The sequence below is a fragment of the Pseudomonas peli genome (assembly GCF_900099645.1).
GTDB classification, from domain to species: domain Bacteria; phylum Pseudomonadota; class Gammaproteobacteria; order Pseudomonadales; family Pseudomonadaceae; genus Aquipseudomonas; species Aquipseudomonas peli.
Map to the genome: position 1 here is coordinate 41,719 of NZ_FMTL01000001.1, position 23,113 is coordinate 64,831.

A 23,113-nucleotide genomic window follows, 5' to 3' on the forward strand; every position below is an offset into this window, starting at 1 on the left:
CCAGCGCAGCGCCTCTACTGCTGTTGCACCCGAATCATCGGTGCAACCTCCACCTGCGCATGCATCTGCTCAATGCCGCCACCCCGACGCATACCGCGTACCGGGCAGGCGTCCAAGTAGTCCAAGCCCACGGCCAGCTTCAGATGCCGCTCCGGTTTGGCCAGGCAATTGGTCACATCAAAGCTGTACCAGGCGCCGTCCAGCCAGGCTTCGGCCCAGGCGTGGCTGGCCAGGTGGTCTTCGCTGTCGGTAAACAGATAGCCCGACACATAGCGCGCCGGCACGCCCAGGCTGCGTGCGCAGGCCAGGAAGGCATGCGCGTGGTCCTGACAAACGCCCTTGCCGCCAGCAAAGGCTTCAGCAGCGCTGGTTTCCACCGCCGTAGTGCCGGGCACATAGCGAATATGCGCATTGAGGGCGTGCATCAGGTCGATCAGGCCGCTGCGGTCCGGCCGGCTGCGGCTTTCTAGCTTGGCAAACTCGCGCAGGGCTTCGTCGGCCTCGGTCAGGCGGGTAAAGCGCAAAAACGGCAGCGCCGACTGGCTTTCGTGCTCGGCCTCGCGCGCTTCGTCGATTTCCACCTGACCACGCGCACCGATAACGATGGACTCATGCGGCTCGTCCAGGGTCAGCACATGCAGGATATTGCCGTAAGGATCAACCTGCGCACGCACCGGGCGCGGCAGGCTCAGCTGCCAGCTGAGCACCTGCTGACGCTCGCTGTCATGCGGGGTCATACGCAGGTACTGGATGCTGGTGCGCACCTGGTCTTCATAGTGATAGGTAGTGTCGTGGCTGATTGACAGTCTCATGCGACCTCCAGGTAGGAGCTTTGGATGGCTTGGCCCAACTGGCGAACCAGCAGGATGAAATCGGTGAGCCAGGCGTGCAGGCCCTCGTCGAGTACTTCTTCGATGCTGGTGTAGCGCAGTCGCGCTTCCAGCTCGGCGGCCAGGCGCTGGGCTGGGCGGCCGTTGTCACCGGGCAGGCTGGCGAGCATCAGGCTGAGTTCGTCCATGCAGGCGCGCAGCGAACGCGGCACGTCGGGGCGCAGCAGCAGTAATTCAGACACTTTGCGCGTGCCTGGCGAGCCCCGGTAAATCTCGGCAAAGGCTTCAAATGAGGACAGTGCACGCAGCAGTGCAGTCCACTGGTAGTAGCTGCGCGCCGGGCGGCCATCGATTTCGTCGATGTCTTCGCCGAGCATTTCATAGCGGGCATCAAGCAGGCGCAGGGTGTTGTCGGCGCGCTCGATAAAGGTGCCCAGGCGAATAAAGCGGTATGGATCGCCACGCATGATGGTGCCGAAGGTCGCGCCACGGAACAGGTGCGAGCGCTCCTTGACCCACTCGCAGAAGCGACTGATGCCATAGCGGCCCAGGCCCTGCTCGGCGATGCCGCGAATCTCCAGCCAGGTGGCGTTGATGTTTTCCCACATGTCGGCGGTGATCCGCCCGCGTACGGCGTGGGCATTGCTGCGCGCGGCCTGCAGGCAGCAGTAGATGCTCGCCGGGTTGCTCGCATCGAGGGCGAAGAAGTGCAGCATGCGCTCGGCATGCAGCGGGCCGTGGCGCTCCAGGTAATCATCCAGGGTGCCGGTAATCAGCAGCGGCAGGGCCAGTTCTTCAAGGCCGTCACCACGTCCATCCTGCGGCATCAGCGACAGCGAATAACTGACATCGAGCATGCGCGCGAGGTTTTCCGCACGCTCCAGGTAGCGCGACATCCAGTAGAGATCAGAGGCAGTTCTTGAAAGCATGATTAGTCCTCCACCACCCAGGTGTCTTTGGTACCGCCACCCTGGGACGAGTTGACCACCAGCGAGCCTTCGCGCAGCGCGACGCGGGTCAGGCCACCAGGGACGATGCGGGTTTCCTTGCCGGACAACACGAACGGCCGCAGGTCGATATGCCGAGGCGCAATGCCGCGCTCAACAAAGGTCGGGCAGGTCGATAGGCACAGGGTCGGTTGCGCGATATAGGCCTCGGGGCGGGCAATCAGGCGCGCGCGGAAGTCTTCGATTTCCGCCTTGGTGGCCGCCGGGCCGACCAACATGCCGTAGCCGCCGGAGCCCTGGGTTTCCTTGACCACCAGCTGTTCCAGGTTGGCCAGTACATGGGACAGCTCGGCCGGCTTGCGGCACTGGAAGGTCGGCACGTTCTTCAGGATCGGCTCTTCGCTGAGGTAGAAGCGAATCATGTCGTCGACATAGGGGTATATGGATTTGTCGTCCGCCACCCCGGTGCCAATGGCGTTGGCCAGCACCACATTGCCGCTGCGGTAGCAGGCCAGCAGGCCCGGCACACCGAGCATGGAGTCGGGATTGAAAGCCAGTGGATCGAGGAAGGCGTCGTCGAGGCGGCGGTAGACCACATCCACCTGCTTGGCCCCAGACGTGGTGCGCATAAACAACTTGTCGTCACGTACAAACAGGTCCGCACCCTCGACCAGCTCCACGCCCATTTCGCGAGCCAGGAAGGCGTGCTCGAAATAGGCGCTGTTGAAGCGCCCTGGCGTCAGCACCACCACATTGGGGTTATCCAGCGGGCTGGAGGACTTCAGCGTGTCGAGCAGCAGATTCGGGTAGTGATCGATTGGCGCCACGCGCTGCGCAGCAAACAGCTCGGGGAACAGGCGCATCATCATCTTGCGGTCTTCGAGCATGTAGCTGACGCCGCTGGGGGTGCGCAGGTTGTCTTCCAGCACGTAGTAGCTGCCGTCGCCATCGCGCACCAGATCAACCCCGGCGATATGGGCGTAAAGGTCGCGGTGCAGGTTGAGGCCCTGCATGGCGATCTGGTAGCCCTCGTTGGCCAGCACCTGCTCGGCAGGGATGATCCCGGCCTTGATGATGCGCTGGTCGTGGTAGAGGTCGGCGAGGAACATGTTCAGCGCCTGCACACGCTGGATGCAGCCGCGCTCGACCATGCGCCATTCGCTGGCAGGGATACTGCGCGGGATGATGTCGAACGGGATCAACCGCTCGGTGCCCTGGTCGTCGCCGTACAGGGTGAAGGTGATACCGGCGCGGTGAAAGAGCAGGTCGGCTTCACGGCGGCGCTGGGCCAGCAGTTCATCCGGGGTATCCGCTAACCAGCGGGCAAAAGCTTGGTAGTGCGGGCGGACAGCGCCGCTCGCGTCGTACATCTCGTCATAAAAGGTGCGGGCCATGCCGTACTCCTTGTCACCCGGACATGGAGACAGCTTTGCAAGGCTCGCGCCATACAATAAAAATGTTTTAAATCAGTAACTTGAGTATTTACGACACAAGCAACGCACCAAGCCAGGGCGCAATCGTGACCGCCGAGTTGCAGGGCGCGCCATTTTAAGGCGGCCAGTCCGTAGGGTGGATAACGCTCTTTTTATCCACCGCACGGTAACCACTGGTGGATGGGAAAGCGTCATCCACCCTAGCCGAGCATCAGAACCCGGCCAGTTGCAGCCAGTGGCGATAGAAGCCTTCTGCTACGTGGTTCAGTTCGGCAACTTTGGCGGGCAGTTGGTCGAGCATCTGCGCCCTGCTCTGCTGGCTGGGTTGGCTTTCATCCAGCAGGTGATGCCAGTCGCCGAGCCACTGGCGCACCAGGGCTTCGTCCATTTCCGGGTGGCCTTGCAGGGCCAGGACTTTATCGCCCCAGGCAAACGCCTGGTTGCTGCACCAGGGGCTACTGAGCAAAGGCTGTGCGCCCTCGGGAATAGCAAAGCTATCGCCATGCCACTGGAAGATCGAGAACTGCTCAGGCACATGCTGTAACCAGGGGCTGGGCGCCGCCTGGTCCAGACGGGTCAGCGGCTGCCAGCCACTTTCGGTGTAAGGCATGCGGCTGATGTCCGCGCCTAGCGCCTTGGCCAACAGCTGGCCGCCCAGGCAGTGGCCGATCAGCGGAATATCGCGGCGGATAAAGTGCTGCAACGCGGCGACCTCGGTGGCCAGCCAGGGCAGCTGATCATTGACGCTCATTGGTCCGCCCATGATGGCCACGGCCTTGGGTCGGTCCAGATCAATGCCGTCCAGCTCACCGAGGTCAGCGCGTAACACGGTATAGGGGTGGCCAGCCTGCTGAAGCACCTTGCCCAGGTGGGCCGGCGGGCAGTAATCGATATGGGTAAGAATCAGGATGTCAGTCATGCGCCAAGTCTGAAGCAAAGCATGGGCTGGGGTCGAGGGGCGATTGGCTGGGCGCGCGTAGGCGAGGTAGAAATGACACGGGCCAGCTTATGGCCGGCCCGTGTGCAGACTTCAGGGCTGCCTTACCTCCTGGGTAACACCCCACCCATCCAGTTTGCCGCCAAGCGGCGCCACGACTGACTCCAGGTCATGCTCGAAGTCGTCGATGCCGTGGTATGTCGCGAACATTACTTTACTGACTTGCAGGTGCCAGACACCGTCATCACGCTCGGTCACCAGGGCGTGTAAAGACTCACCTCGAAATTTGCGGGTGGCCATGCGGGCCCGCTCCTCATCAGGGAAAAGGGCGTAGAACTCGATGGGATGGAAGCTGGCAAAGTCGGAGCCACCCTCCTTCATCCGCCGTAAAACCCCGTTACTGACATCATCGTGCAAGGCTGTGCTCATGAAGTGACCTCCTCAGGCGATGGACAAATTTACAGGACGCTAAAGAACCAACTAGGTGTCGATACTGCAGTGCTACGACCTGGTAAACGCTTTCCCATTGCTACCGCCAGAGCCTCAGCGGTGTTGCGGCACCGATTGCAGTGCCGCCCGAGAATCAAGCGATGTGCTGCTTGATATGTCATAAGCCAGACCTGAAACCAGGGCTGGTCAACGCAGGCTTGTTCAGGGCGAACAAGTCAGAAGCGTTAGTTGCAGACTAGTCCCATCAACGCGCATTTGCCCAGCGAAAGTTGTTTCAACCATACAGCCAATCCATCAGTCGCGACTAAGCCAGGCCATGATGCGCCGGGTCAGCCAGGCGGGCGTCAGCTGGCCGGACCAGTACAGCAGCTTGAATTGCCGGCTGATCGGTCGGTGTACCGCACGGCTGCGAGTTTGCGCCAAAGCGGCCTGAGCCACGGCTTCAGCCTCAAGATTGACGCCCAGACGGCGCAAGACAGGGGCTTGAAAGCGCTGATTTTTAAGCATCGGCGTGCTGACAAACGGCGGCATCAGGTCACCGACGCGGATACCGTGCTTGGCCCACTCCAGGTCCAGCGCCTCGGTCAGCCCGCGCACGGCGAACTTGGAGGCCGAATAGCTGGCCAGATGCGGTACGCCATAGAGCCCGGAGGCCGAGCCCATATTGATCACCTGGGCGTCGGGCGTGGCTTTCAGATAAGGAAAGGCCGCGTGGGTCATATTTAGCAGCCCCTGCACGTTGATCTGCAGAATGCGCGCATGCTCGCTCAACTCGATGTCCTCGAAGTGCCCGCACCGCAGAATCCCCGCGCTGTTGAACAGCAGGCGCAACTGACCGCCATGCAGAGCGCAGAAGTCCGCCAGGGCGACCTTGACTGCCGCCGGGTCGGCCACATCCAGCTCGGCATGCCAGACGTTACCCAACTCACCGGCCAACTGAGTCAGCGCCTGGTGGTTGATATCCAGCAGCCCAACCTGCCAGCCGTGTTGATGAAACAACCTGGCGGTGGCGGCGCCGATCCCTGACGCGGCGCCGGTAATCAGAATATTGTTCACTCAGCAGCCCCGCTCACGCAGAAAACTCACCACTTCAGCCAGGGCAAAATCGGCGGCCTTGAGCATGCCCGCGTGGGCCTGAAACACGTGCCACAGGTTCGGATAACGCTGCAGGCGCACATCCACACCCGCCGCCTGGGCCTTGTCGGCAAAACGCAGGCTGTCGTTACGCAAAATTTCGTCTTCACCAACCTGAATCAATACAGGGGCCAGGCCATGCAGATCGGCAAACTGCGGCGACAAGCCAGGGTCGTCGTGGGCCAAACCCGCCGGGCAATACAGCGCCAGGGCCTGTTCCACCCATTTGCGGTGAATCAACGGGTCACCGGCTGGCGGCTCGTGCAGCTGCGTACCGGTAAAGTCAGTGACCGGAGAGAAGCACACCAACGCGGCCGGTTGCGGCAGATCCAGATCACGCAAACGCAAACTGGTAATCAACGCCAAGTTGCCACCGGCCGAGTCGCCGCCAATCACGATCTGCTCGGGCGTGTAACCCAGCGTCAGCAGCTCCTGAAACGCGGCCAACGCATCGTCACGGGCGGCTGGGTATTGATGCTCAGGTGCCAGACGGTAATCCAGCGCGCACACATCCATCTGTCCGCGTTTGGCCAGGGTCGAGCAGATCGTGCGGTGGGTGTTCGGCCCGCCAATCAGATAAGCCCCGCCATGCAGGTACAGCAGCACCGTGCCGCGACCACTCTGTGGTTTATGCCACTCACAGGATCGCCCGCCCAAGGTGCCGGCGCTACGGGTAACGCCACTCGGCGCCGGGCTGGCGGCTGTCAGCAGACGCAGCACCGCGCGCTGCCCGGCAATCGGCATGGGTGGGCGTACCAGACCACGGAACAGCAGGCGCAGGCTGGTACGCAAAACGCTGCGCAGAAGTGCCTGATCGGCCGCCGGCGCGGTGAATTCAACGGGTGCATTCATAGTCATCAAGCTCCGGTGCGCGGGTCTGCTGGCGGTAAGTGAAGGTATAGCCCGGCCAGTTATTGGTGCTTTTGCCGGAGGCGGTTTTGTACCAGCTTGAGCAGCCCTGCTCCCATATCGTTCGATGTGAGCTGGCCTGAATCTGCTGGTTGTAGCGCTGCTGTACTGCGGCTTTTACGTCGACATAACGGGCGCCTTGCTGGCGCAGTAAATCGATGCAGCCGAGCACGTAGCGGAACTGACTTTCGAGCATATAAATGATCGAGTTATGCCCCAGGTTGGTATTCGGCCCGTAAAGAATAAACAGGTTGGGAAAACCGCTGACGCTGATGCCCTTGTACGCCTCGGCTCCGTCGCGCCAGGCCTGGTTCAGCTCCTGCCCGCCGAGGCCGCGAATTTGCATCGGCGCGAGAAAATCCGTGGCAGCAAAGCCGGTGCCGTAGATCAGTACATCGCACGAGTGCTCGCGGCCATCGGCGGTGATGATGGCGCGCTCGCCGACGCGGCTGATCGCCTCGCTGATCACCGCCACATTGGGCTGCGCCAGGGCCGGGAAGTAGTCATTGCTGATCAGGATGCGCTTGCAGCCCATGGGGTAATTCGGCTGCAGCTGGGTGCGCAGCTGCGGATCACTGATGTGCTGATTAAGGTGCCGTTCGAAGCTGAAGCGAAACAGCTTCATCAGCCACGGCATGCTGATAAACGCTAGGCCGCGAACCTCGTGTTGCAGGTACTTGAGGCCACGGTCGATGCGTTGCAGCCAGGGCAGCCGGCGCATTACCGCTAGCTCCCACGGCCGATAGGCGCGGTCCGGCTTGGCTAGCACATAGGCCGGCGAGCGTTGAAACAGCTGCAGTTGCGCGACCTTAGGCTGGATTTGCGGAACAAACTGGATCGCCGAGGCGCCGGTGCCGATCACCGCCACGCGCTTGCCGGTCAGGTCCAGGTCATGCCGCCAGCGCGCCGAGTGAAAGGCCTCCCCGGCGAACTGCTCAATTCCCGGCAACGCTGGATAGGCCGGCTGATTGAGCTGGCCGCAGGCGCTGATCAGTACCTCGGCGCAGAGTTCTTCGCCAGTGCTCAGGGTTACCCGCCACAGCGCTGCGGCCGCATCGAAAGCGGCAGACGCCACTTCGGCATTGCAGCGAATACGCGGCCGCAACTGATACTTGGCCACGCACTGCAGCATGTAGCCATGGATTTCCGCCTGGGGCGCGAATTTGCGGCTCCAGTCGGTTTTCGGCTCGAAGGAAAACGAATACAGGTGCGACGGCACATCGCAGGCCGCCCCCGGGTAGCTGTTGTCACGCCAGGTGCCGCCGACTTCTGCGGCCTTCTCGAGGATCAGAAAATCTTCGATCCCGGCCTTCTGTAACTGGATGGCCATGCCCAGGCCGCCAAAGCCGCTGCCGATAATCAGCACGCGCAACGGGTCCTGGTTCTGGGAAGTGTTGTGCATTGTTATATCCCCAACCGCAAACAGTGCGGATACCAAGATGCTACTTGCACGGCACGTGAGAGGTTATGGCATAGTCGGCCAATCGGTTGTGACTTTCGGACAAATCAGCGGATAACTGCATGTCGGCCATTCCCTACAGCCTGCCACGACGAAGCATCACCAGTGTGCAACTGCTAACCCAGCTAGGCCTCGACCATGGTTTGAGTGTCGAACACTGCCTGCGCGACACCGGACTCAGCCCCCTGCAACTGGCCGAGCTGCACAGTGAAATCGAAGGTGCGCAGGAGCTGCAGCTGATCCGCAACTTGATCGAGGCGCTGCCCGGCCAGGATGACCTTGGCCTGCAAGCCGGCCTGCGTTATCAACTGACCACCTATGGCATCTGGGGTTACGCCCTGCTCAGCAGTCAGAGCTTCCGCCAGGCTGCCGACCTCGGCCTGCGCTACTTGGACCTGACCTTTGCCTTTAATCGCATCAGCTTGCGTGAAGACGCCGACCAGGCGCATCTGGAGCTGGACGGCAGCCATTTGCCGGATCAGGTGCGCGACTTCCTCCTGCTGCGCGACACCGTGGCAGTGATGGTGATTCAGCGCGAACTGACCGGCAACCGCATGCCCCTGGATCGCGTGCAACTGAGCATGCCGGCGCCGGCTGACACTGCACGCTTTATCGAGCAATTCGGCCTGCTGCCGGAGTTTGCCTGCGCAGAGAACCGCATCAGCTTTTCCCGTCACCTGCTTGATCTGCCACTGCCACGCGCCAATCCGCACAGCGCTCAGCTCTGCGAGCAGCAATGCCAGGCCCTGCTGGCCAAACGTCAGGTACGCAGCGGCCTGGCCGGGCAGATTCGTGATCGCCTGTTGAGTACACCGGGACGGCTGGCGGACATGGAAGTCATCGCCAGCGAACTGAACATCAGCAGCCGTACCCTGCGTCGCCGCCTGGAAGAGCAAGGCAGCAGCTTTCGCCAGTTGCAGGAAGAAGTGCGCCAGGCCCTGGCCGAAGAACTGCTGGCCATCGCCAGCCTGAGCCAGGAGGAGATTGCCGAACGCCTGGGCTACAGCGAGGTGTCGAATTTCCTGCATGCCTTCAAACGCTGGAAAGGCCTCACGCCTGGGCAGTATCGTCAAACGCTGGCCTGAAAATACGACTGACAAGTCGTCGGTGCAGATGGCACTTTGCTATTTCATCCGCCAAATTGGCACTTTCCACCCTAAAGCCGGCGGCCATTTGCGCCGATACTGCTGAACAACCTACTGACTGGAGTTTTCATGCGACAGGGTTTCCTTGGGCAGTTCCTGCCACATGATTTGACCGACCAGGCCAGCATCCTGTTGGCCCGTACCCTCGCCTTCAGTGCGCTGTGCAGCGTGGTCATTGGCCTATACAGCTGTATCAAGTGGGGCCGCCTGGGCAACGATGCATTGATGTATGGCTCGTTGCTGCTGGTGCTCGGCATGCCACTGATGTTGCTGGTACTGCGCAGTGCCGTGCTGCCGCTGGCTGTGCCAGCCAATATGGCGCTGGCCAGCATGGCCAGTTACTCGATGCTGCTGATCTATCAACTGGGCGGCCTGCATTCGGCGCATATCTACTGGCCGGCGGTGATTATCGTCTTCGCCTACCTGCTGGCCGGCACCCGCAGCGCCATGGTATGGAGCCTGGTTCAGGTGCTGTTCGTGTTCTGGCTGATCCGCCTGGAACGCAGTGGCGCCAGCCTGCCAGTATTTGAACTGAGCCCGCGCGATGCGGCGGTGAACACCTACTCGGGCTACATCCTGCCCGTACTGACCGTCTGGTTGGCGCAGTGGTACAGCGCACAACTGCGTAATCAGGCCCTGGCCGATGCCGAACAGGCGCTCAATGAATCCCGCGAGTTCGGTCAGCGCGCCGCGCGTAATCAGGATCAACTCGGCGGCATCGTCGATGACGTGCGCAGCACCGCCAGCGATTTGCTTCAGATGGCCGGCAAGCTGCAACAGACCCTCGGTGGTATCCGCCAGCGCTGCCAGAGCATCGACACCGATGTGCAACAGCAGGCCGATGCCATGCACCAGCTGGATCTGGCCCTGCATGAAGTGCTCGACAGCCTCGCCGCTAGCACCGGCCATATGCAGCAGCTCAGCCAGGACACCCAGCACAGCAGCAGCCAGGTGAATGTCTGCGCACAACGTATGGAAGATGCCCAAGCCAGCATGCAGGCGATTCAGCAGAGCAACCAGCGCATCGCCGAATCCATGCAGATGATCAGCGCCATCGCCCAGCAAACCAACCTGCTGGCGCTTAACGCCGCCATCGAAGCGGCGCGGGCTGGCGAGCATGGCCGCGGCTTTGCGGTGGTGGCCGATGAAGTACGTAACCTCTCACAGCGCAGCAATGAAACCGCCGACACCGTACAGAACGTACTGGGCCAGTCGCAGCAGATCATCGACACCGGGGCGATGCAGGTCAGTGAAGTAGGCAGCGCGCTGAGTAGCAACGCCGGGCTGACTGACAACCTCTCCAGCTCGATCCTGCAACACAGCCAGGCGCTTACCCAGGCGCACCAGCAACTGCTTCACGTGCGCGACAACAGCGCCGCGCAACGTGACGCCAGCCAGCGCCAGCGTGCCGCCAGTGCCGAACTGCTGGATGCTCAGGAGTCGCTGGTACACCTGGGCCAACAGCTGGAGCAGCTGTCGCATCAGTTGCATCAGCGCGTGGCCAGCGCTTAGCTAGCACGCAACCCTCTCCCAAGCCTGGGAGAGGGTAAACGTCAGTTTGAAAGTCAGTTCTGCGCTGACAGCCAGCCGAACGGCGGTTATTGTTCGGCTATGAACCCATCAGCCAACACCCTATTACTGAGCTACCTGCCGCCCTGGCAGTGGCAACAATTCCACGCGCACTTTGCCCTACGCGCCCTGGCTGGGGTGGAAAGCTTGCAACCGCATAGTTACGCGCGCAGCGTGCACCTGGATGGCCAACGTGGCTGGTTCCGTGTGCAACCCCTGGCTGATCAGCACGCGCTGCAGCTGCACTACAGCGAATCGCTGCAGACCGGTCTGACGACGCTTATTGCGCGGGTGCGCAAAATGTTTGATCTGGACTGCCAGCCGCAGCAGATCAGCGCGCACTTTGCCAACGATGCGCAGCTCGGCCCGCTGGTGGCGCGTAATCCCGGTTTGCGTTTGCCGACTGCTTTCGAGTCGTTCGAGCAGGCCGTGCGCGCCATTGTGGGTCAGCAGGTTACGGTCAAGGCGGCAGTGACCATTACCGGCCGCCTGGTTACCCGTCTGGGTGAATCACTGCAGTTTGCCGATGCGCCGGAGATTCAACGGCTGTTCCCCAGCCCAGCCGCTATCGCCGAAGCCAATCTGGATGGCATCGGCATGCCCGGCAAGCGCGTGCAGACCTTGCAACACTTCGCTGCGCAGGTAGCCAGCGGGGCTCTGCGTCTGGATTTGCAAGACGGTTACACGGCCTTTGTCGAGCAGCTGTGCGCCCTGCCCGGCATCGGCCCGTGGACGGCGGAATACATTGCCCTGCGCGCCTTTGGCGAGGTCGATGCATTTCCCGCCAGCGACCTGGGCCTGCTCAAGGCGCCGGTGTGGGGGCCAGAAGGCATCGACGCTAAACAGCTCAAGACCCGCGCCGAAGCCTGGCGACCTTGGCGCGCTTATGCCGCCGCACACCTGTGGCACAACTACTCGGAGGGTTGAAGCGATGTTCTACCGCTACCACGACAGCCCAATCGGTCGCCTGCTATTGGCCGCTGACGAAACCGGCCTGCAACAACTGCTGATGGATATCGATGACAAGCCCTGGCATATCGGCGAACACTGGCGCAGCGCCGCCGATGAACTGGATGAAGTGTGCCGACAGCTGGATGAGTATTTCACCGGGCGTAGGCAGCGCTTCGATCTGCCACTCGCGCCGCAGGGCACGGCATTTCAGCAAGCCGTTTGGCAAGCGCTGCAGACCATACCGTTTGGCCAAACCAGCAGCTACAGCGCCCTCGCCGCCGAAATCGCTCGGCCCAAGGCGGTGCGCGCCGTCGGCGCAGCCAATGGCGCCAACCCGATTGCCATCATCATTCCCTGCCATCGTGTAATCGGTCGTGACGGCAGCCTCACCGGTTATGCCGGCGGTCTGCCGCGCAAGGCGCTTTTGCTTAAGCTCGAAGGCACGCAGCTGCCGGAACAGCGCTTGCTGAGTATTTAGCCTAGGGTTGAACCCGCGCCAGCACGTGCGCCGGAGCCTCTAGCGGCAACGCCAGAATCAGACCCTCGCCAGATGCCGGGTAGATGCCGGTCAGCGCAGTGATATTGACCTGATGGGAGACCAGCACCAACGACGCACCACGCGGTTGTGCATTGATCTGCTCAATCAGCGCGGCGGTTTGCTCACGGGCGGTGTTGGGTGTTTGAAAGAATGAATCCAGGGCGGGCAGCGCTTCGACTGCGCCCAAACCCATTTCGCGGGCCGTGTCCTGAGCGCGGCACCAGCGGCTGCTGAGCAGACGCGGCTCGATCCACTGACTACGCAACAACTGTCCCCAGCGCTGCGCCTGCTCACGGCCGACCTGATTAAGATTGCGCTGAGTGCGGCAATCATTCAGCTGAAAATTCGCCGGATCACCCGTGCCGGGCGCTGTGGCATGGCGCAACAGCAGCACGGCGCGGCCTTCACGCAGCGCGGTCCAGGCTTGCTTATCACTGGCCTGAACCGCGCCACTCAACAGGCAAAGCGCCAACCACCAAACGCCGGCCCGCCGCATGACTAGAACTTGACCGTACCGCGAGGCCCCAACAGCGCCCAGATGATCAGACCGATCACCGGCAACAGTACGATTAACAAGATCCACAACACCTTGATGCCCGTTTCGGCGTTGCTTTTGATGACGCTGAGAATCGCCCAGATATCCAGCGCCAGAATGACCAGACCCAGTAAACCGTTGAACATTGAACCCATATGGTGTCGCTCCTATGCGAAGGGATCGCTTAAGTAGGATAGACGCTGGCCAGAAGAGTTCAGCCGCTTGACCTATCAGCAGTCATCCAGCCCCGCAAAGGCAGCGGCAAACTCACCCGCGACAGGCACAAAATCAGGCACCTTGGCGCTGTCAAACAGACGCAGCACGGCAAACCGTGGATGCTCGCCGCCATCGAACCAATGCGCCGTAGTGGAGGGCAACAGCAGCAGATCACCCTTCTCGCACAACAGGCTGTAGACGTACTCGCCGATATGCAGCGCCAGCAGGCCACGCCCGGCCAGGTAGTAATGCAGGTGGGCCGGCTGACAAGATTGCTCTGCGCGCAGGCGGCGAGCCAGCTCACAGCCCTCACCGCGCTCATCACACAGGCTCAACACCTCGGCAGTGGCGTAGCCATGCGCGGTCATCAGCTGGTCGACCTGTACGCGGCTGGCCGCCAGCAGCTCGTCACTGGCGGTACCAGCCGTGACCGCCTGCTGAACCGGCACCTGACTGAATTGCACGCCAACAGCAGCCAGAGTGCTGGCGATGTCCTCGGCGTGAGTCAGCAGCTTGTTCGGGTACTCGGGCGAAGACTGGTGGTAGACGGTCAGGCTGCTCATGCTCAAGGCTCTCGTACAGTCGGTTTCAAGTCAGCGGTTCAATTCAACAGCTAAAGGTTCAGGGCCGCTCATCGCGCATATAGCGCGCGGTAATCACCGCAGCCGCCAGGGCAATCAGGCTGGCGATTGCAAAGGTCCAGGCCGCACCGAGGCTGTGCCAGCTATAGCCCGAATACAACGCGCCCAATGCGCCGCCCACGCCCGCCAGCGCGGCATACAGGGCTTGGCCTTGCCCCTGCTGGCGATCGGCAAAGCTACGCTGAACATAATGCATGGCCGCCGCATGGAAACTGCCAAAAGTCGCCGCATGCATCAGCTGAGCGAACAGCAGCACCGGCAAGTGCCCAGCCAGATTACCCAGCAACAGCCAGCGCACGGCAGTAATCAGAAAGCTCGCCAGCAGCACGGTACGCAGGGAATAGCGCACCAGCAACCGGGCCATGACCATAAACAGCACGATTTCGGCCAATACGCCCAGCGCCCACAACTGGCCGATCACCCCGCGCGAATAGCCGAGTGCTTCCAGGTGCAAACTGAGAAAGGTGTAGTACGGGCCATTGCTCAACTGCATCAGCCCGGCGCTGAGGTAGAAGGCGAGAATCCCCGGCCGCCGTAGTTGCTGGAGAAAGCCGCCCTGCTCCAGGGTGTTAGGGCGCAACTGCGGCTGTGCATTAGGCACCCACCAACTGCTCAAGACGATACCGCTCATGATCAGAATCAGCGCCCAGGGATAGGCATCCAGGCTGAGCAACTCGAACAGCTTGCCGAGGCCTACCACTGCGACGATAAAGCCGATGCTGCCCCACAGACGGATCTGGCTGTAGCGCGCCGCCTGCTCTTTGAGATGGGCAAAGGTGATGACTTCAAACTGCGGCAGCACCGCGTGCCAGAAGAACGCATGCAACGCCATGATCAGCGCCAGCCAGGCGTAGCTCTGGCTGATAAAGATGCCAGCAAAGCACAGCAGCGTGCAGAACGCGCCAAAGCGCACAATGGCCAAGCGCTGGCCCGTGTGATCGCCCAGCCAACCCCAGATATTCGGCGCAATGCAGCGCATCAGCATGGGAATGGCGATCAGCTCACCGATCCGCGCAGCGGAAAACCCCAGGTGATCGAAATACAGCGCGAGAAAGGGCGCGGTGGCGCCGAGCAGCGAGAAATAGAAGAAATAGAAACCGGACAGACGCCAGTACGGCAAAACCGGGCTCATGCTGAGCACAAACCCGGCAGCGTGCTGCGGAGCGCACGTGGCCGCGCAGCAGCGCTGATCACAGCTGTGGCAGCACCGGCGTGCTGACCTGCACATCGGCATTCTGCGCGCGGTGGCGCAGCAGGTGGTCCATCAGCACGATGGCCATCATCGCTTCAGCGATTGGTGTAGCGCGGATGCCCACGCACGGGTCGTGACGACCCTTGGTGATGATATCCACCGGGTTGCCATGAACATCGATCGAGCGCCCCGGCGTGGTGATGCTCGAGGTCGGTTTGAGCGCCAGGTGCGCAACAATCGGCTGGCCGCTGGAGAGCCCACCGAGAATGCCGCCGGCATTGTTGGAGAGGAACCCTTCAGGCGTCATCTCGTCACGGTGCTCGGTGCCGCGCTGCGCCACGCTGGCGAAACCCGCACCGATTTCCACACCCTTGACCGCGTTGATGCTCATCAGGGCATGGGCCAGTTCGGCGTCCAGGCGGTCGAAAATCGGCTCACCCAGGCCGGGCATCACGCCCTCGGCAACCACGGTGATCTTAGCCCCAACCGAATCCTGATCACGGCGCAGCTGGTCCATATAAGCTTCCAGCTCCGGCACTTTGTCCGGATCGGGGCTGAAGAAGGCGTTCTGTTCGACGCTGTCCCAGGTCTTGAACGGAATTTCAATCGGGCCGAGCTGGCTCATGTAGCCGCGAATCACGATGCCCTGAGTCGCCAGGTATTTCTTGGCAATGGCCCCGGCGGCCACACGCATGGCGGTCTCGCGCGCCGAACTGCGGCCACCACCGCGGTAGTCACGCACGCCGTACTTGTGGTGATAGGTGTAATCGGCGTGGGCCGGGCGGAAGGAGTCCTTGATCGCCGAATAGTCTTTGGACTTCTGGTCGGTATTGCGGATCAGCAGGCCAATCGAGCAACCGGTGGTCTTGCCCTCGAACACCCCGGCAAGGATTTCCACCTCATCGGCTTCCTGGCGCTGGGTGGTATGACGGCTGGTGCCCGGTTTGCGCCGATCAAGATCGCGCTGCAGGTCTTCCAGGCTAATCTCCAGCCCCGGCGGACAGCCATCGACAATGGCGACCAACGCTGGGCCATGGCTTTCGCCGGCGGTGGTGACAGTGAACAGCTTGCCGTAGGTATTGCCGGACATGTGCAAAACGCTCCGCGAAAATCAGCTCCGAGGCTACGCCAGCCGGCGCAAAGCCTCATTTGGATAAAGGCGGCGAGTATACCCGTGGCGTCCGCACAGATCATCCTCGAACCTTCAGGGCAGATAAACGTCCAAGAAGCTCACCCCCGGCAGTTCCTTTCCATGACCCGAGCTCTTCTGTTGCCCCTTCTTCTCTGCAGCGCCCTGCTAAATGCCGCGCCCAACGCCGTCCACACCACCACCGCACACAGCAGCGTGCAGCAACCCATGCGCCTACAGACCGGCCAGGGCACGCTGCACGGCACGCTGCTCAAGCCCAGCAGCACCAAGCCGGTGGCCGTGGCGTTGCTGATTGCCGGCTCAGGCCCCACCGACCGTGACGGCAATAACCCCGAAGGCGGCCAGAGCGACAGCCTCAAGCGCCTGGCGCAAAGTCTGGCCAAACAGGGCATCGCCAGCCTGCGCTACGACAAACGCGGTGTAGCCGCCAGCCGCGCCGCCACCCCGAATGAACGCGACCTCAGTGTCGAGGGGTATGTCAGCGATGCCGTGGGCTGGGCACAGCTGCTCAGGGCTGATCCGGCGTTTGACCGACTGATTCTGATCGGCCACAGCGAAGGTGCGCTGATTGCCAGCTTGGCGGCCGAACAGGCCCAGGCCGATGCCCTGGTGGCGATTGCCGGCAGCTCGCGGCCGATTGATCAGTTATTGCGTGAGCAACTCGCCGCTCGCTTGCCCCCACATCTCATGGCGCAGAGCAATCACCTGCTTGACCGCCTAATGGCCAGGCAACTCACCCCGCATGTGCCCAAAGACTTGCTGGTGCTGTTTCGCCCCAGTGTGCAGCCCTATTTGATTTCGCTGCTGCGGCAGAACCCCGGTCAGGCCTTTGCTCGCCTGCAGATTCCGGCGCTGATCGTACAGGGCAGCCACGACATTCAGGTCAGTGTCGCCGATGCCCATGCCTTGCAGGCGGCCAAGCCTGATGCCGAGTTGCTGATCATCCCCGGGATGAACCATCTGCTGCGCATCAGCGCGCTGGATTTACCGGCGCAACTGGCCAGCTACGACAATCCTCGGCTACCGTTGGCACAGGGGCTGGGCGAGCAGATCGCCCAGTTCATCCAGCGCAGCGGCAAAAAGCCAGCCTCCAGTTAGCCGAGCGGCGGCCGATAAGCGCATCAGACGACACCTGAAGATGTCGCGCACAGGATCGCCGTGTATGACTGACAACCCAGAACCACAGAAAGATACCGACGCTGCTTCGCAGGAGGTCGTCGAGCAAGCCCACCCGTGGGCCGATCTTGCGCCCGAGCACTTTCGCCTCTTGCGCCTGACCGCCTTGCCCACCGACCGCCACACTGGCGCACGCCCCTTGCGCTTTATCCAGTTCGGCAGCGTCGAGCGGCTGGGCAAGCAACACAGTTTGCTGCGTTTAACCTTGCAGCTCCCCGGTCAGCGGGTGCGCAAGGAGCAGAATATTCTCGAAGTCTGGGCCGATCACGAACAACGCCTGCTCAGTTTCGGCCCCGACAGCGCACTGCAGGTGCAGCCTGAAAACCGAGGTTTAGGGCGCTTTATGCTGGCCCGGGGGATTAGCTGGGCACGTCAGCACTTCGCCCACTATCAAGTGGCCAACACCACGCTGCCCAGCAAGGACGCCTTCAGTGAAGAAGCCCGTGCGCGGCGCGACCACTGTCTGCAGGCCCAGGGCTTTGTCGTCGAGTACCTCGACCCACTGAAGATCAAGGCGCATTGCGTCGCACCACGGGTCAGCTCACTGCATGGCGACTGGCATACGGAAAAAGTGCAGATCGTCGAATTGCTGGACGCCGCAAGCATGCTGCAGCAGGCTGACCAGAGCCTGCGCGAGCAAGAGGTGAAAGTACGCAAACTGGAAGAGCGCATTGAGGTTTTCAAACGCGAAGACAACGGTCTGCGCTTCACCATTACCTGCCTGGTGGCCTTCTGCGTGTTTCAGGCGGGGTTGCTGATTTGGATTGCCACGCGCTAACGGATGGCGCGGGCCTGGCGATACTGCCCTGGCGCCACGCCATAGGCCTGTTTGAACTGCCGGCTTAGATGGCTCTGGTCGGCAAACCCCAGCTGCATCGCCACGCTCAGCGGCGCACAGCCATTCCTTAATAACGCCCGAGCCTGTTCCAGGCGGCGCTGCATCAGCCAGCTATGCGGCGGCAGGCCGGTGGCGCGGCGGAATACGCGCGCGAAATGAAATGGCGACAAGCCCACCGCCTGCGCCAGTTCCTCCAATGACGGGGGCGACGCCAGCTGGCTGCTGAGTAATTCCTTGGCGCGGCTGACCGCATGCGGCTCATGGCCCGGTGCCAGGACCTCAGGCAGACGCGCATGGCGCTGAAACAGCAGCAGAATCGCCTCACGCCAGGCAGTTTGCAGCTGCAGCGCCGACGCCTGGCTGTCCAGTAATTGATGCAAGGTGACGAACTGATGATGCAGCTGTGGATCATGCAGCACGCTGAGCGCGAATGACGGCATGCCCTGTTGACCCCACTCCAGCTCCGCGAGCACGCCGCATACCTGCGCATTGTCCGGGTAAAAACCGCGGTAATGCCAACCCAGATCATGGGCTTTGGAGCCGGTGTGCAGCTCGTCCGGGTTGATCAGTACCATGCTGCCGGCCGGCGCCAGATGATCGCTGCCGCGATGACGAAAGCGCTGCGCACCATGTTCAATCACGGTAAAGACAAACCCTTCATGCACATGCGGGGAAAAGCGCTGCTCAACATAATGCGCCTGCAACAGCTCTACCCCGCCCAACTCGCGTGATTGCCAGAACCGTGTCTGCTCGCTGTGTGCCTGCGCCATGAGTCAACCGCTGAAACGCGCCTCCAGCTGCTGCTTGATCGCCGGCCAGTCGTGATCCGTGATGCTGTACAACACGCTGTCGTCCAAACGCCCGTCGGCCAGGCGGCGATGGTTTCGCAGCAGGCCTTCGCGCTGCGCGCCGAGCTTTTCGATGGCACGTTGCGCGCGTAGGTTGCTCGCAGCGGTTTTTAGCTGAACGCGGACCAGCCCCCAGTGCTCAAAAGCGTGCTTGAGCATCAGGTACTTGATGGTGGTATTGAGGCCCGTGCCGTGCTGGCTGCGATCCAGCCAGGTCCAGCCGATTTCCGCTGCAGGCAAGCTGTTCATGAAGTCGCCGAAACGGGTGGTGCCCACCAGCTGGTCGCCCAGGCGAATCACAAAGGGCAAGGCCCGCCCTTCGCGCTGATCAAGCAGCCCTAGGCGGTACCAGTCCAATCGCAGGCTGCCACTCATGTAGATCAATTCTTGGCGATTGGCTTCGGCCAGGCTGATCAAAGCCGGGATATCGGCATCGACCATTGGCTCGATGCGCAAACCACCACGTTGCAGGGTAATCAGTTGCGGCTTGAACATAGGGTCCCTCCTCGGACAGAGTCGCAGGCGCGACACGCTAACAGGGCCAACACGTGTGCACAATCCACAACAGCAACAGGTTCTACGCCAGTGCGACCTTGGTCGTGCCTGACGCATCGCGACTTTGCTGCGAGACTGACACCCATCATCTGCCGTGGACGCTGATGCGGTAGGCTCTGGGCAGCCGCTGCGCTGCCAGGTAAGACCCCGGCAGCCCCCTATAGTTTGTTTTCGGAGTTTGCATGACCCTGTCTAGCGGGCTGATCGCCGCGGTTGCGCTGATTTACATGGCCCTTCTGTTCGCCATCGCCTTCTACGGCGACCGCCGCGCCACGCCCATGCATCCGAAGGTTCGCGCCTGGGTGTACAGCCTGTCGCTGGCGGTGTACTGCACCAGCTGGACGTTTTTCGGCGCGGTAGGCCAGGCCGCTGAGCAGCTGTGGTCATTCCTGCCGATTTATCTAGGACCAATCATCGTTCTGGTCTTCACCCCCTGGGTGCTGCAGAAGATGGTGATGATCAGCAAACAGGAAAACATCACCTCGATTGCTGACTTTATCGCCGCGCGTTACGGCAAATCCCAGACGCTGGCTGTAGTAGTGGCGCTGGTTTGCCTGGTGGGCGTATTGCCCTATATCGCCTTGCAGCTCAAAGGCATCGTGCTCGGGGTCAACCTGCTCAGTGGCGCTGGCGCCGGCGCCAATGGCACCGGCGCTCAGGACACCGCGTTGATCGTCTCACTGGTGCTGGCACTGTTCACAATATTGTTCGGCACTCGCAACCTGGATGTCACCGAACACCACCGCGGCATGGTCCTGGCAATTGCCTTCGAGTCACTGGTCAAGCTGCTTGCCTTCCTCGCCGTCGGCACGTTTGTGACTTACGGCTTGTACAACGGTTTTGGCGACTTGTTCAGCCAGGCTAAAGCCAGCACTGAACTGGCGGGCTTCTGGGCAGAAACCGTGAACTGGCCGGCGATGATGACCCAGACGGGGCTGGCGATGATCGCCATCATCGCCCTGCCGCGTCAGTTTCATGTGGCCGTGGTGGAAAACATCGAGCCCAAGGATCTGCGCCTGGCGCGCTGGGTGTTCCCCGCCTACCTGATCCTCGCCGCGTTGTTTGTGGTGCCTATTGCCTTGGCCGGGCAGATGCTGCTGCCGGCCGGTATCACCCCCGACTCCTTCGTGATCAGCCTGCCGCTGGCCGAAGCCCATCCGGCGCTGGCCATGCTGGCCTTTATCGGCGGCGCATCGGCGGCCACCGGCATGGTAATTGTCGCGTCAGTGGCGCTGTCGACGATGATTTCCAACGACATGCTGCTGCCTTGGCTGCTGCGCCGGCAGAACACTGAGCGGCCCTTTGAAGCCTTCCGTTACTGGATGCTCACCGCGCGACGGGTAAGCATCGTGGTGATTCTGCTGTTGGCCTATGTGTGCTACCGCCTGCTCGGTTCCAACGCCAGCCTGGCAACCATCGGCCAGGTCTCCTTCGCCGCCATCGGCCAGCTGGCCCCAGCGATGTTCGGCGCACTGGTGTGGAAGCAGGCCAACCGCCAGGGCGTATTCGCCGGGCTGTTCGTGGGCGCGCTGATCTGGTTCTACACCCTGGTCATGCCACTGGTATCCCGCAGCCTGGGCTGGCCGGTGGATGCCTTACCGGGCATACACACCCTGCTGTACGGGCCGATTGGTTTTCAGGTCGACCCGCTGACCCGTGGTGTGGTGCTGTCCCTGGCCGGCAATTTCCTGCTGTTTGCCTGGGTCTCCTACTTCTCGCGCACCCGGGTGGCCGAGCACTGGCAGGCAGGGCGCTTTATCGGCCATGACCTGGGTAACAAACCGAGTAACCGCAGCATGCTCGCGGTGCAGGTCGGCGACCTGTTGCTGCTGGCCAACCGTTTTGTCGGTGAAGACCGCGCGCGGCAAAGCTTTATGCGGTTTGCCTACCGCCAGGGCAAGGGCTTCGACCCCAACCAGACCGCCAACAGTGAATGGATCGCCCACACCGAACGCCTGCTGGCCGGTGTGCTAGGCGCTTCATCGACCCGCGCGGTGGTCAAGGCGGCCATCGAAGGCCGCGAGATGCAGGTCGAGGATGTGGTGCGCATCGTCGACGAAGCCTCGGAAGTGCTGCAGTTCAACCGTGCGTTGCTGCAAGGCGCGATCGAGAACATCACCCAGGGCATCAGCGTGGTCGACCAATCGCTGCGCCTGGTGGCCTGGAACCACCGTTATATCGAGCTGTTCAACTACCCCGAGGGCCAGGTGTATGTCGGGCGCCCGGTAGCTGAACTGATCCGCTTCAACGCCGAGCGCGGCCTGCTCGGCGGCGGTGATATCGAGGAGCACGTCAGCAAACGCCTGTACTGGATGCGCCAGGGCACGGCGCACACCTCAGAGCGACTGTTCCCCAACGGCCGAGTGATCGAGCTGATCGGCAACCCGATGCCAGGCGGCGGTTTCGTCATGAGTTTCACTGATATCACCGAGTTCCGTGAAGCCGAGCGCGCACTGAAAGACGCCAACGAAGGCCTGGAACAACGCGTCAGCGAACGCACCCAGGAGCTGTCACAACTGAACCAAGCGCTGACTGAAGCCAAGGGCGTAGCCGAAGCCGCCAACCAGTCGAAAACCCGCTTTCTGGCCGCCGTCAGCCATGACCTGATGCAGCCGTTGAATGCTGCGCGGTTGTTCTCCGCCGCCCTGTCCCATCAGGACGACGCCCTGCCCGCCGATGCCCGTGAACTGGTGCGCCACCTAGACAGCTCGCTGCGCTCGGCCGAAGACCTGATCAGCGACCTGCTGGACATCTCGCGCTTGGAAAACGGCCGCATCACTCCGGACCGTCATGCCTTTGTGCTGAACAATTTGTTCGACACCTTGGGTGCGGAGTTCAGGGTGCTGGCTGCCGAACACGGCGTTGACTTCCGCCTGCGCGGCAGCCGCCTGCGGGTCGACAGCGATATCAAACTGCTGCGGCGCATCCTGCAGAACTTCCTGACCAACGCCTTCCGCTACGCCAAGGGCCGTGTGCTGCTCGGCGTACGCCGTCAGGGGCAGCAACTGCGTCTGGAAGTCTGGGATCGCGGGCCGGGCATTCCCGAGGATAAGCGCAAGGTGATTTTCGAGGAATTCAAACGCCTGGACAGCCACCAGACCCGCGCCGAAAAAGGCCTGGGCCTGGGCCTGGCGATTGCTGACGGCCTGTGCCGAGTGCTCGGTCATCAGCTAGAAGTACGCTCTTGGCCAGGCAAAGGCAGCGTATTCAGCGTCACCATCCCCCTGGCCTTGCACGCCGAACCGCCGGCGCTGCTCAGCCAACCCGAGCAGAATGGACAAGCACTGGCCGGCATCCAGGTGCTGTGTATCGACAACGAGGACAGCATCCTCGCCGGCATGCACAGCCTGCTGTCACGTTGGGGGTGTCAGGTGTGGACGGCACGCAATCGCTTGGAGTGCGAGCACCTGCTGAATGAAAACGTGCGGCCGCAGCTGGCACTGGTGGACTACCACCTGGATGACGGCGAAACCGGCACCGAGCTGATGGCCTGGCTGCGCACGCGCTTGGGCGAGCCGCTACCGGGTGTGGTGATCAGCGCCGACGGCCGCCCCGAGCTGATCGCTCAGGTGCATGCCGCCGGCTTGGATTACCTGCCCAAGCCAGTCAAACCGGCCGCTTTGCGCGCCTTGCTCAGCCGCCATCTAGCGCTGCGCTGAG

22 protein-coding genes are annotated in these 23,113 nt (G+C 62.0%); 7 read left to right on the forward strand and 15 right to left on the reverse strand.

Annotated elements, in window-relative coordinates:
• Positions 1-14: 14 nt before the first annotated feature.
• The 8 genes from BLO50_RS00280 to BLO50_RS00315 form a co-directional block, all read right to left on the reverse strand.
• Positions 15-812, reverse strand: coding sequence for a transglutaminase family protein (locus BLO50_RS00280; RefSeq protein WP_090247806.1), 798 nt, complete (start codon positions 810-812; stop codon positions 15-17).
• Positions 809-1,759, reverse strand: coding sequence for an alpha-E domain-containing protein (locus tag BLO50_RS00285; protein ID WP_090247807.1), 951 nt, complete (start codon positions 1,757-1,759; stop codon positions 809-811). The genes BLO50_RS00280 and BLO50_RS00285 overlap by 4 nt, the downstream gene beginning before the upstream one ends.
• A gap of 2 nt (positions 1,760-1,761) precedes the next feature.
• Positions 1,762-3,171 carry a circularly permuted type 2 ATP-grasp protein gene (locus BLO50_RS00290; protein ID WP_090247809.1) on the reverse strand — a complete coding sequence of 470 codons (1,410 nt, stop codon included), beginning with the start codon at positions 3,169-3,171 and terminating at the stop codon, positions 1,762-1,764.
• Positions 3,172-3,421: 250 nt separating this feature from the next.
• Positions 3,422-4,129 (reverse strand): type 1 glutamine amidotransferase, encoded by a 708-nt coding sequence (locus BLO50_RS00295; protein WP_090247811.1) that lies wholly within the window; start codon positions 4,127-4,129, stop codon positions 3,422-3,424.
• A gap of 111 nt (positions 4,130-4,240) precedes the next feature.
• On the reverse strand, positions 4,241-4,576 hold the full coding sequence (locus BLO50_RS00300; RefSeq protein ID WP_090247812.1) for a ribonuclease E inhibitor RraB: 336 nt from the start codon (positions 4,574-4,576) through the stop codon (positions 4,241-4,243).
• A gap of 315 nt (positions 4,577-4,891) precedes the next feature.
• A complete protein-coding gene (locus BLO50_RS00305) occupies positions 4,892-5,653 on the reverse strand; it encodes an SDR family oxidoreductase (RefSeq protein WP_090247814.1) in 762 nt (253 codons plus the stop codon).
• Positions 5,654-6,583, reverse strand: a complete 930-nt coding sequence (locus tag BLO50_RS00310) for an alpha/beta hydrolase (RefSeq protein WP_090247816.1) — start codon at positions 6,581-6,583, stop codon at positions 5,654-5,656.
• A complete protein-coding gene (locus BLO50_RS00315) occupies positions 6,567-8,042 on the reverse strand; it encodes a flavin-containing monooxygenase (protein WP_090247817.1) in 1,476 nt (491 codons plus the stop codon). Before BLO50_RS00315 ends, BLO50_RS00310 begins: the two co-directional genes overlap by 17 nt.
• Before the next feature lie 119 nt (positions 8,043-8,161).
• On the opposite strand from BLO50_RS00315, the gene BLO50_RS00320 reads away from it, so the two are divergent.
• From BLO50_RS00320 to BLO50_RS00335, 4 genes are all read left to right on the forward strand, one after another.
• Complete coding sequence (locus tag BLO50_RS00320; protein ID WP_090247819.1) at positions 8,162-9,184, forward strand: AraC family transcriptional regulator; 1,023 nt, start codon at positions 8,162-8,164, stop codon at positions 9,182-9,184.
• Between the two features lie 1,032 nt (positions 9,185-10,216).
• A complete protein-coding gene (locus BLO50_RS22210) occupies positions 10,217-10,756 on the forward strand; it encodes a methyl-accepting chemotaxis protein (RefSeq protein WP_409079740.1) in 540 nt (179 codons plus the stop codon).
• Positions 10,757-10,855: 99 nt separating this feature from the next.
• On the forward strand, positions 10,856-11,740 hold the full coding sequence (locus tag BLO50_RS00330) for a DNA-3-methyladenine glycosylase family protein (protein WP_090247822.1): 885 nt from the start codon (positions 10,856-10,858) through the stop codon (positions 11,738-11,740).
• A gap of 4 nt (positions 11,741-11,744) precedes the next feature.
• A complete protein-coding gene (locus BLO50_RS00335) occupies positions 11,745-12,242 on the forward strand; it encodes a methylated-DNA--[protein]-cysteine S-methyltransferase (protein ID WP_090247824.1) in 498 nt (165 codons plus the stop codon).
• A 1-nt stretch (position 12,243) separates the two neighbouring features.
• On the opposite strand, the gene BLO50_RS00340 is transcribed toward BLO50_RS00335, so the two are convergent.
• From BLO50_RS00340 to aroC, 5 genes are all read right to left on the reverse strand, one after another.
• Positions 12,244-12,798, reverse strand: a complete 555-nt coding sequence (locus BLO50_RS00340; protein WP_090247825.1) for a histidine phosphatase family protein — start codon at positions 12,796-12,798, stop codon at positions 12,244-12,246.
• Positions 12,799-12,800: 2 nt separating this feature from the next.
• A complete protein-coding gene (locus BLO50_RS00345) occupies positions 12,801-12,992 on the reverse strand; it encodes a PLDc N-terminal domain-containing protein (RefSeq protein WP_090247827.1) in 192 nt (63 codons plus the stop codon).
• Positions 12,993-13,067: 75 nt separating this feature from the next.
• On the reverse strand, positions 13,068-13,616 hold the full coding sequence (locus tag BLO50_RS00350) for a hypothetical protein (protein ID WP_090247828.1): 549 nt from the start codon (positions 13,614-13,616) through the stop codon (positions 13,068-13,070).
• A gap of 58 nt (positions 13,617-13,674) precedes the next feature.
• Positions 13,675-14,826: an MFS transporter gene (locus BLO50_RS00355; protein ID WP_090247831.1), complete on the reverse strand. Its 1,152-nt coding sequence runs from the start codon at positions 14,824-14,826 to the stop codon at positions 13,675-13,677.
• Positions 14,827-14,884: 58 nt separating this feature from the next.
• A complete protein-coding gene (aroC, locus tag BLO50_RS00360; protein ID WP_090247832.1) occupies positions 14,885-15,976 on the reverse strand; it encodes a chorismate synthase in 1,092 nt (363 codons plus the stop codon).
• 162 nt (positions 15,977-16,138) lie between these two features.
• Between aroC and BLO50_RS00365 the strand changes: the two genes are divergently transcribed.
• Positions 16,139-17,134: an alpha/beta hydrolase gene (locus BLO50_RS00365; protein ID WP_090247834.1), complete on the forward strand. Its 996-nt coding sequence runs from the start codon at positions 16,139-16,141 to the stop codon at positions 17,132-17,134.
• 64 nt (positions 17,135-17,198) lie between these two features.
• The gene (locus BLO50_RS00370; protein WP_090247835.1) at positions 17,199-17,990 is read left to right on the forward strand and encodes a hypothetical protein; all 792 of its coding nucleotides are present in this window, start codon (positions 17,199-17,201) and stop codon (positions 17,988-17,990) included.
• Here the strand turns inward: BLO50_RS00370 and BLO50_RS00375 are convergent.
• A complete protein-coding gene (locus tag BLO50_RS00375) occupies positions 17,987-18,820 on the reverse strand; it encodes a helix-turn-helix transcriptional regulator (RefSeq protein WP_090247837.1) in 834 nt (277 codons plus the stop codon). The genes BLO50_RS00370 and BLO50_RS00375 overlap by 4 nt on opposite strands.
• 3 nt (positions 18,821-18,823) lie before the next feature.
• A complete protein-coding gene (locus BLO50_RS00380; RefSeq protein WP_090247839.1) occupies positions 18,824-19,393 on the reverse strand; it encodes a GNAT family N-acetyltransferase in 570 nt (189 codons plus the stop codon).
• A gap of 242 nt (positions 19,394-19,635) precedes the next feature.
• Between BLO50_RS00380 and BLO50_RS00385 the strand changes: the two genes are divergently transcribed.
• Positions 19,636-23,112 carry a hybrid sensor histidine kinase/response regulator gene (locus BLO50_RS00385; protein WP_090247841.1) on the forward strand — a complete coding sequence of 1,159 codons (3,477 nt, stop codon included), beginning with the start codon at positions 19,636-19,638 and terminating at the stop codon, positions 23,110-23,112.
• Position 23,113 lies beyond the last annotated feature (1 nt).

Coding starts and splice junctions, on each gene's coding strand:
- BLO50_RS00280 (WP_090247806.1), bottom strand. CDS start 812: ATGAGACTGTCAATCAGCCACGACACTACCTATCACTATGAAGACCAG.
- BLO50_RS00285 (WP_090247807.1), bottom strand. CDS start 1,759: ATGCTTTCAAGAACTGCCTCTGATCTCTACTGGATGTCGCGCTACCTG.
- BLO50_RS00290 (WP_090247809.1), bottom strand. CDS start 3,171: ATGGCCCGCACCTTTTATGACGAGATGTACGACGCGAGCGGCGCTGTC.
- BLO50_RS00295 (WP_090247811.1), bottom strand. CDS start 4,129: ATGACTGACATCCTGATTCTTACCCATATCGATTACTGCCCGCCGGCC.
- BLO50_RS00300 (WP_090247812.1), bottom strand. CDS start 4,576: ATGAGCACAGCCTTGCACGATGATGTCAGTAACGGGGTTTTACGGCGG.
- BLO50_RS00310 (WP_090247816.1), bottom strand. CDS start 6,583: ATGAATGCACCCGTTGAATTCACCGCGCCGGCGGCCGATCAGGCACTT.
- BLO50_RS00315 (WP_090247817.1), bottom strand. CDS start 8,042: ATGCACAACACTTCCCAGAACCAGGACCCGTTGCGCGTGCTGATTATC.
- BLO50_RS00320 (WP_090247819.1), top strand. CDS start 8,162: ATGTCGGCCATTCCCTACAGCCTGCCACGACGAAGCATCACCAGTGTG.
- BLO50_RS22210 (WP_409079740.1), top strand. CDS start 10,217: ATGGAAGATGCCCAAGCCAGCATGCAGGCGATTCAGCAGAGCAACCAG.
- BLO50_RS00330 (WP_090247822.1), top strand. CDS start 10,856: ATGAACCCATCAGCCAACACCCTATTACTGAGCTACCTGCCGCCCTGG.
- BLO50_RS00335 (WP_090247824.1), top strand. CDS start 11,745: ATGTTCTACCGCTACCACGACAGCCCAATCGGTCGCCTGCTATTGGCC.
- BLO50_RS00340 (WP_090247825.1), bottom strand. CDS start 12,798: ATGCGGCGGGCCGGCGTTTGGTGGTTGGCGCTTTGCCTGTTGAGTGGC.
- BLO50_RS00345 (WP_090247827.1), bottom strand. CDS start 12,992: ATGGGTTCAATGTTCAACGGTTTACTGGGTCTGGTCATTCTGGCGCTG.
- BLO50_RS00350 (WP_090247828.1), bottom strand. CDS start 13,616: ATGAGCAGCCTGACCGTCTACCACCAGTCTTCGCCCGAGTACCCGAAC.
- BLO50_RS00355 (WP_090247831.1), bottom strand. CDS start 14,826: ATGAGCCCGGTTTTGCCGTACTGGCGTCTGTCCGGTTTCTATTTCTTC.
- aroC (WP_090247832.1), bottom strand. CDS start 15,976: ATGTCCGGCAATACCTACGGCAAGCTGTTCACTGTCACCACCGCCGGC.
- BLO50_RS00365 (WP_090247834.1), top strand. CDS start 16,139: ATGACCCGAGCTCTTCTGTTGCCCCTTCTTCTCTGCAGCGCCCTGCTA.
- BLO50_RS00370 (WP_090247835.1), top strand. CDS start 17,199: ATGACTGACAACCCAGAACCACAGAAAGATACCGACGCTGCTTCGCAG.
- BLO50_RS00375 (WP_090247837.1), bottom strand. CDS start 18,820: ATGGCGCAGGCACACAGCGAGCAGACACGGTTCTGGCAATCACGCGAG.
- BLO50_RS00380 (WP_090247839.1), bottom strand. CDS start 19,393: ATGTTCAAGCCGCAACTGATTACCCTGCAACGTGGTGGTTTGCGCATC.
- BLO50_RS00385 (WP_090247841.1), top strand. CDS start 19,636: ATGACCCTGTCTAGCGGGCTGATCGCCGCGGTTGCGCTGATTTACATG.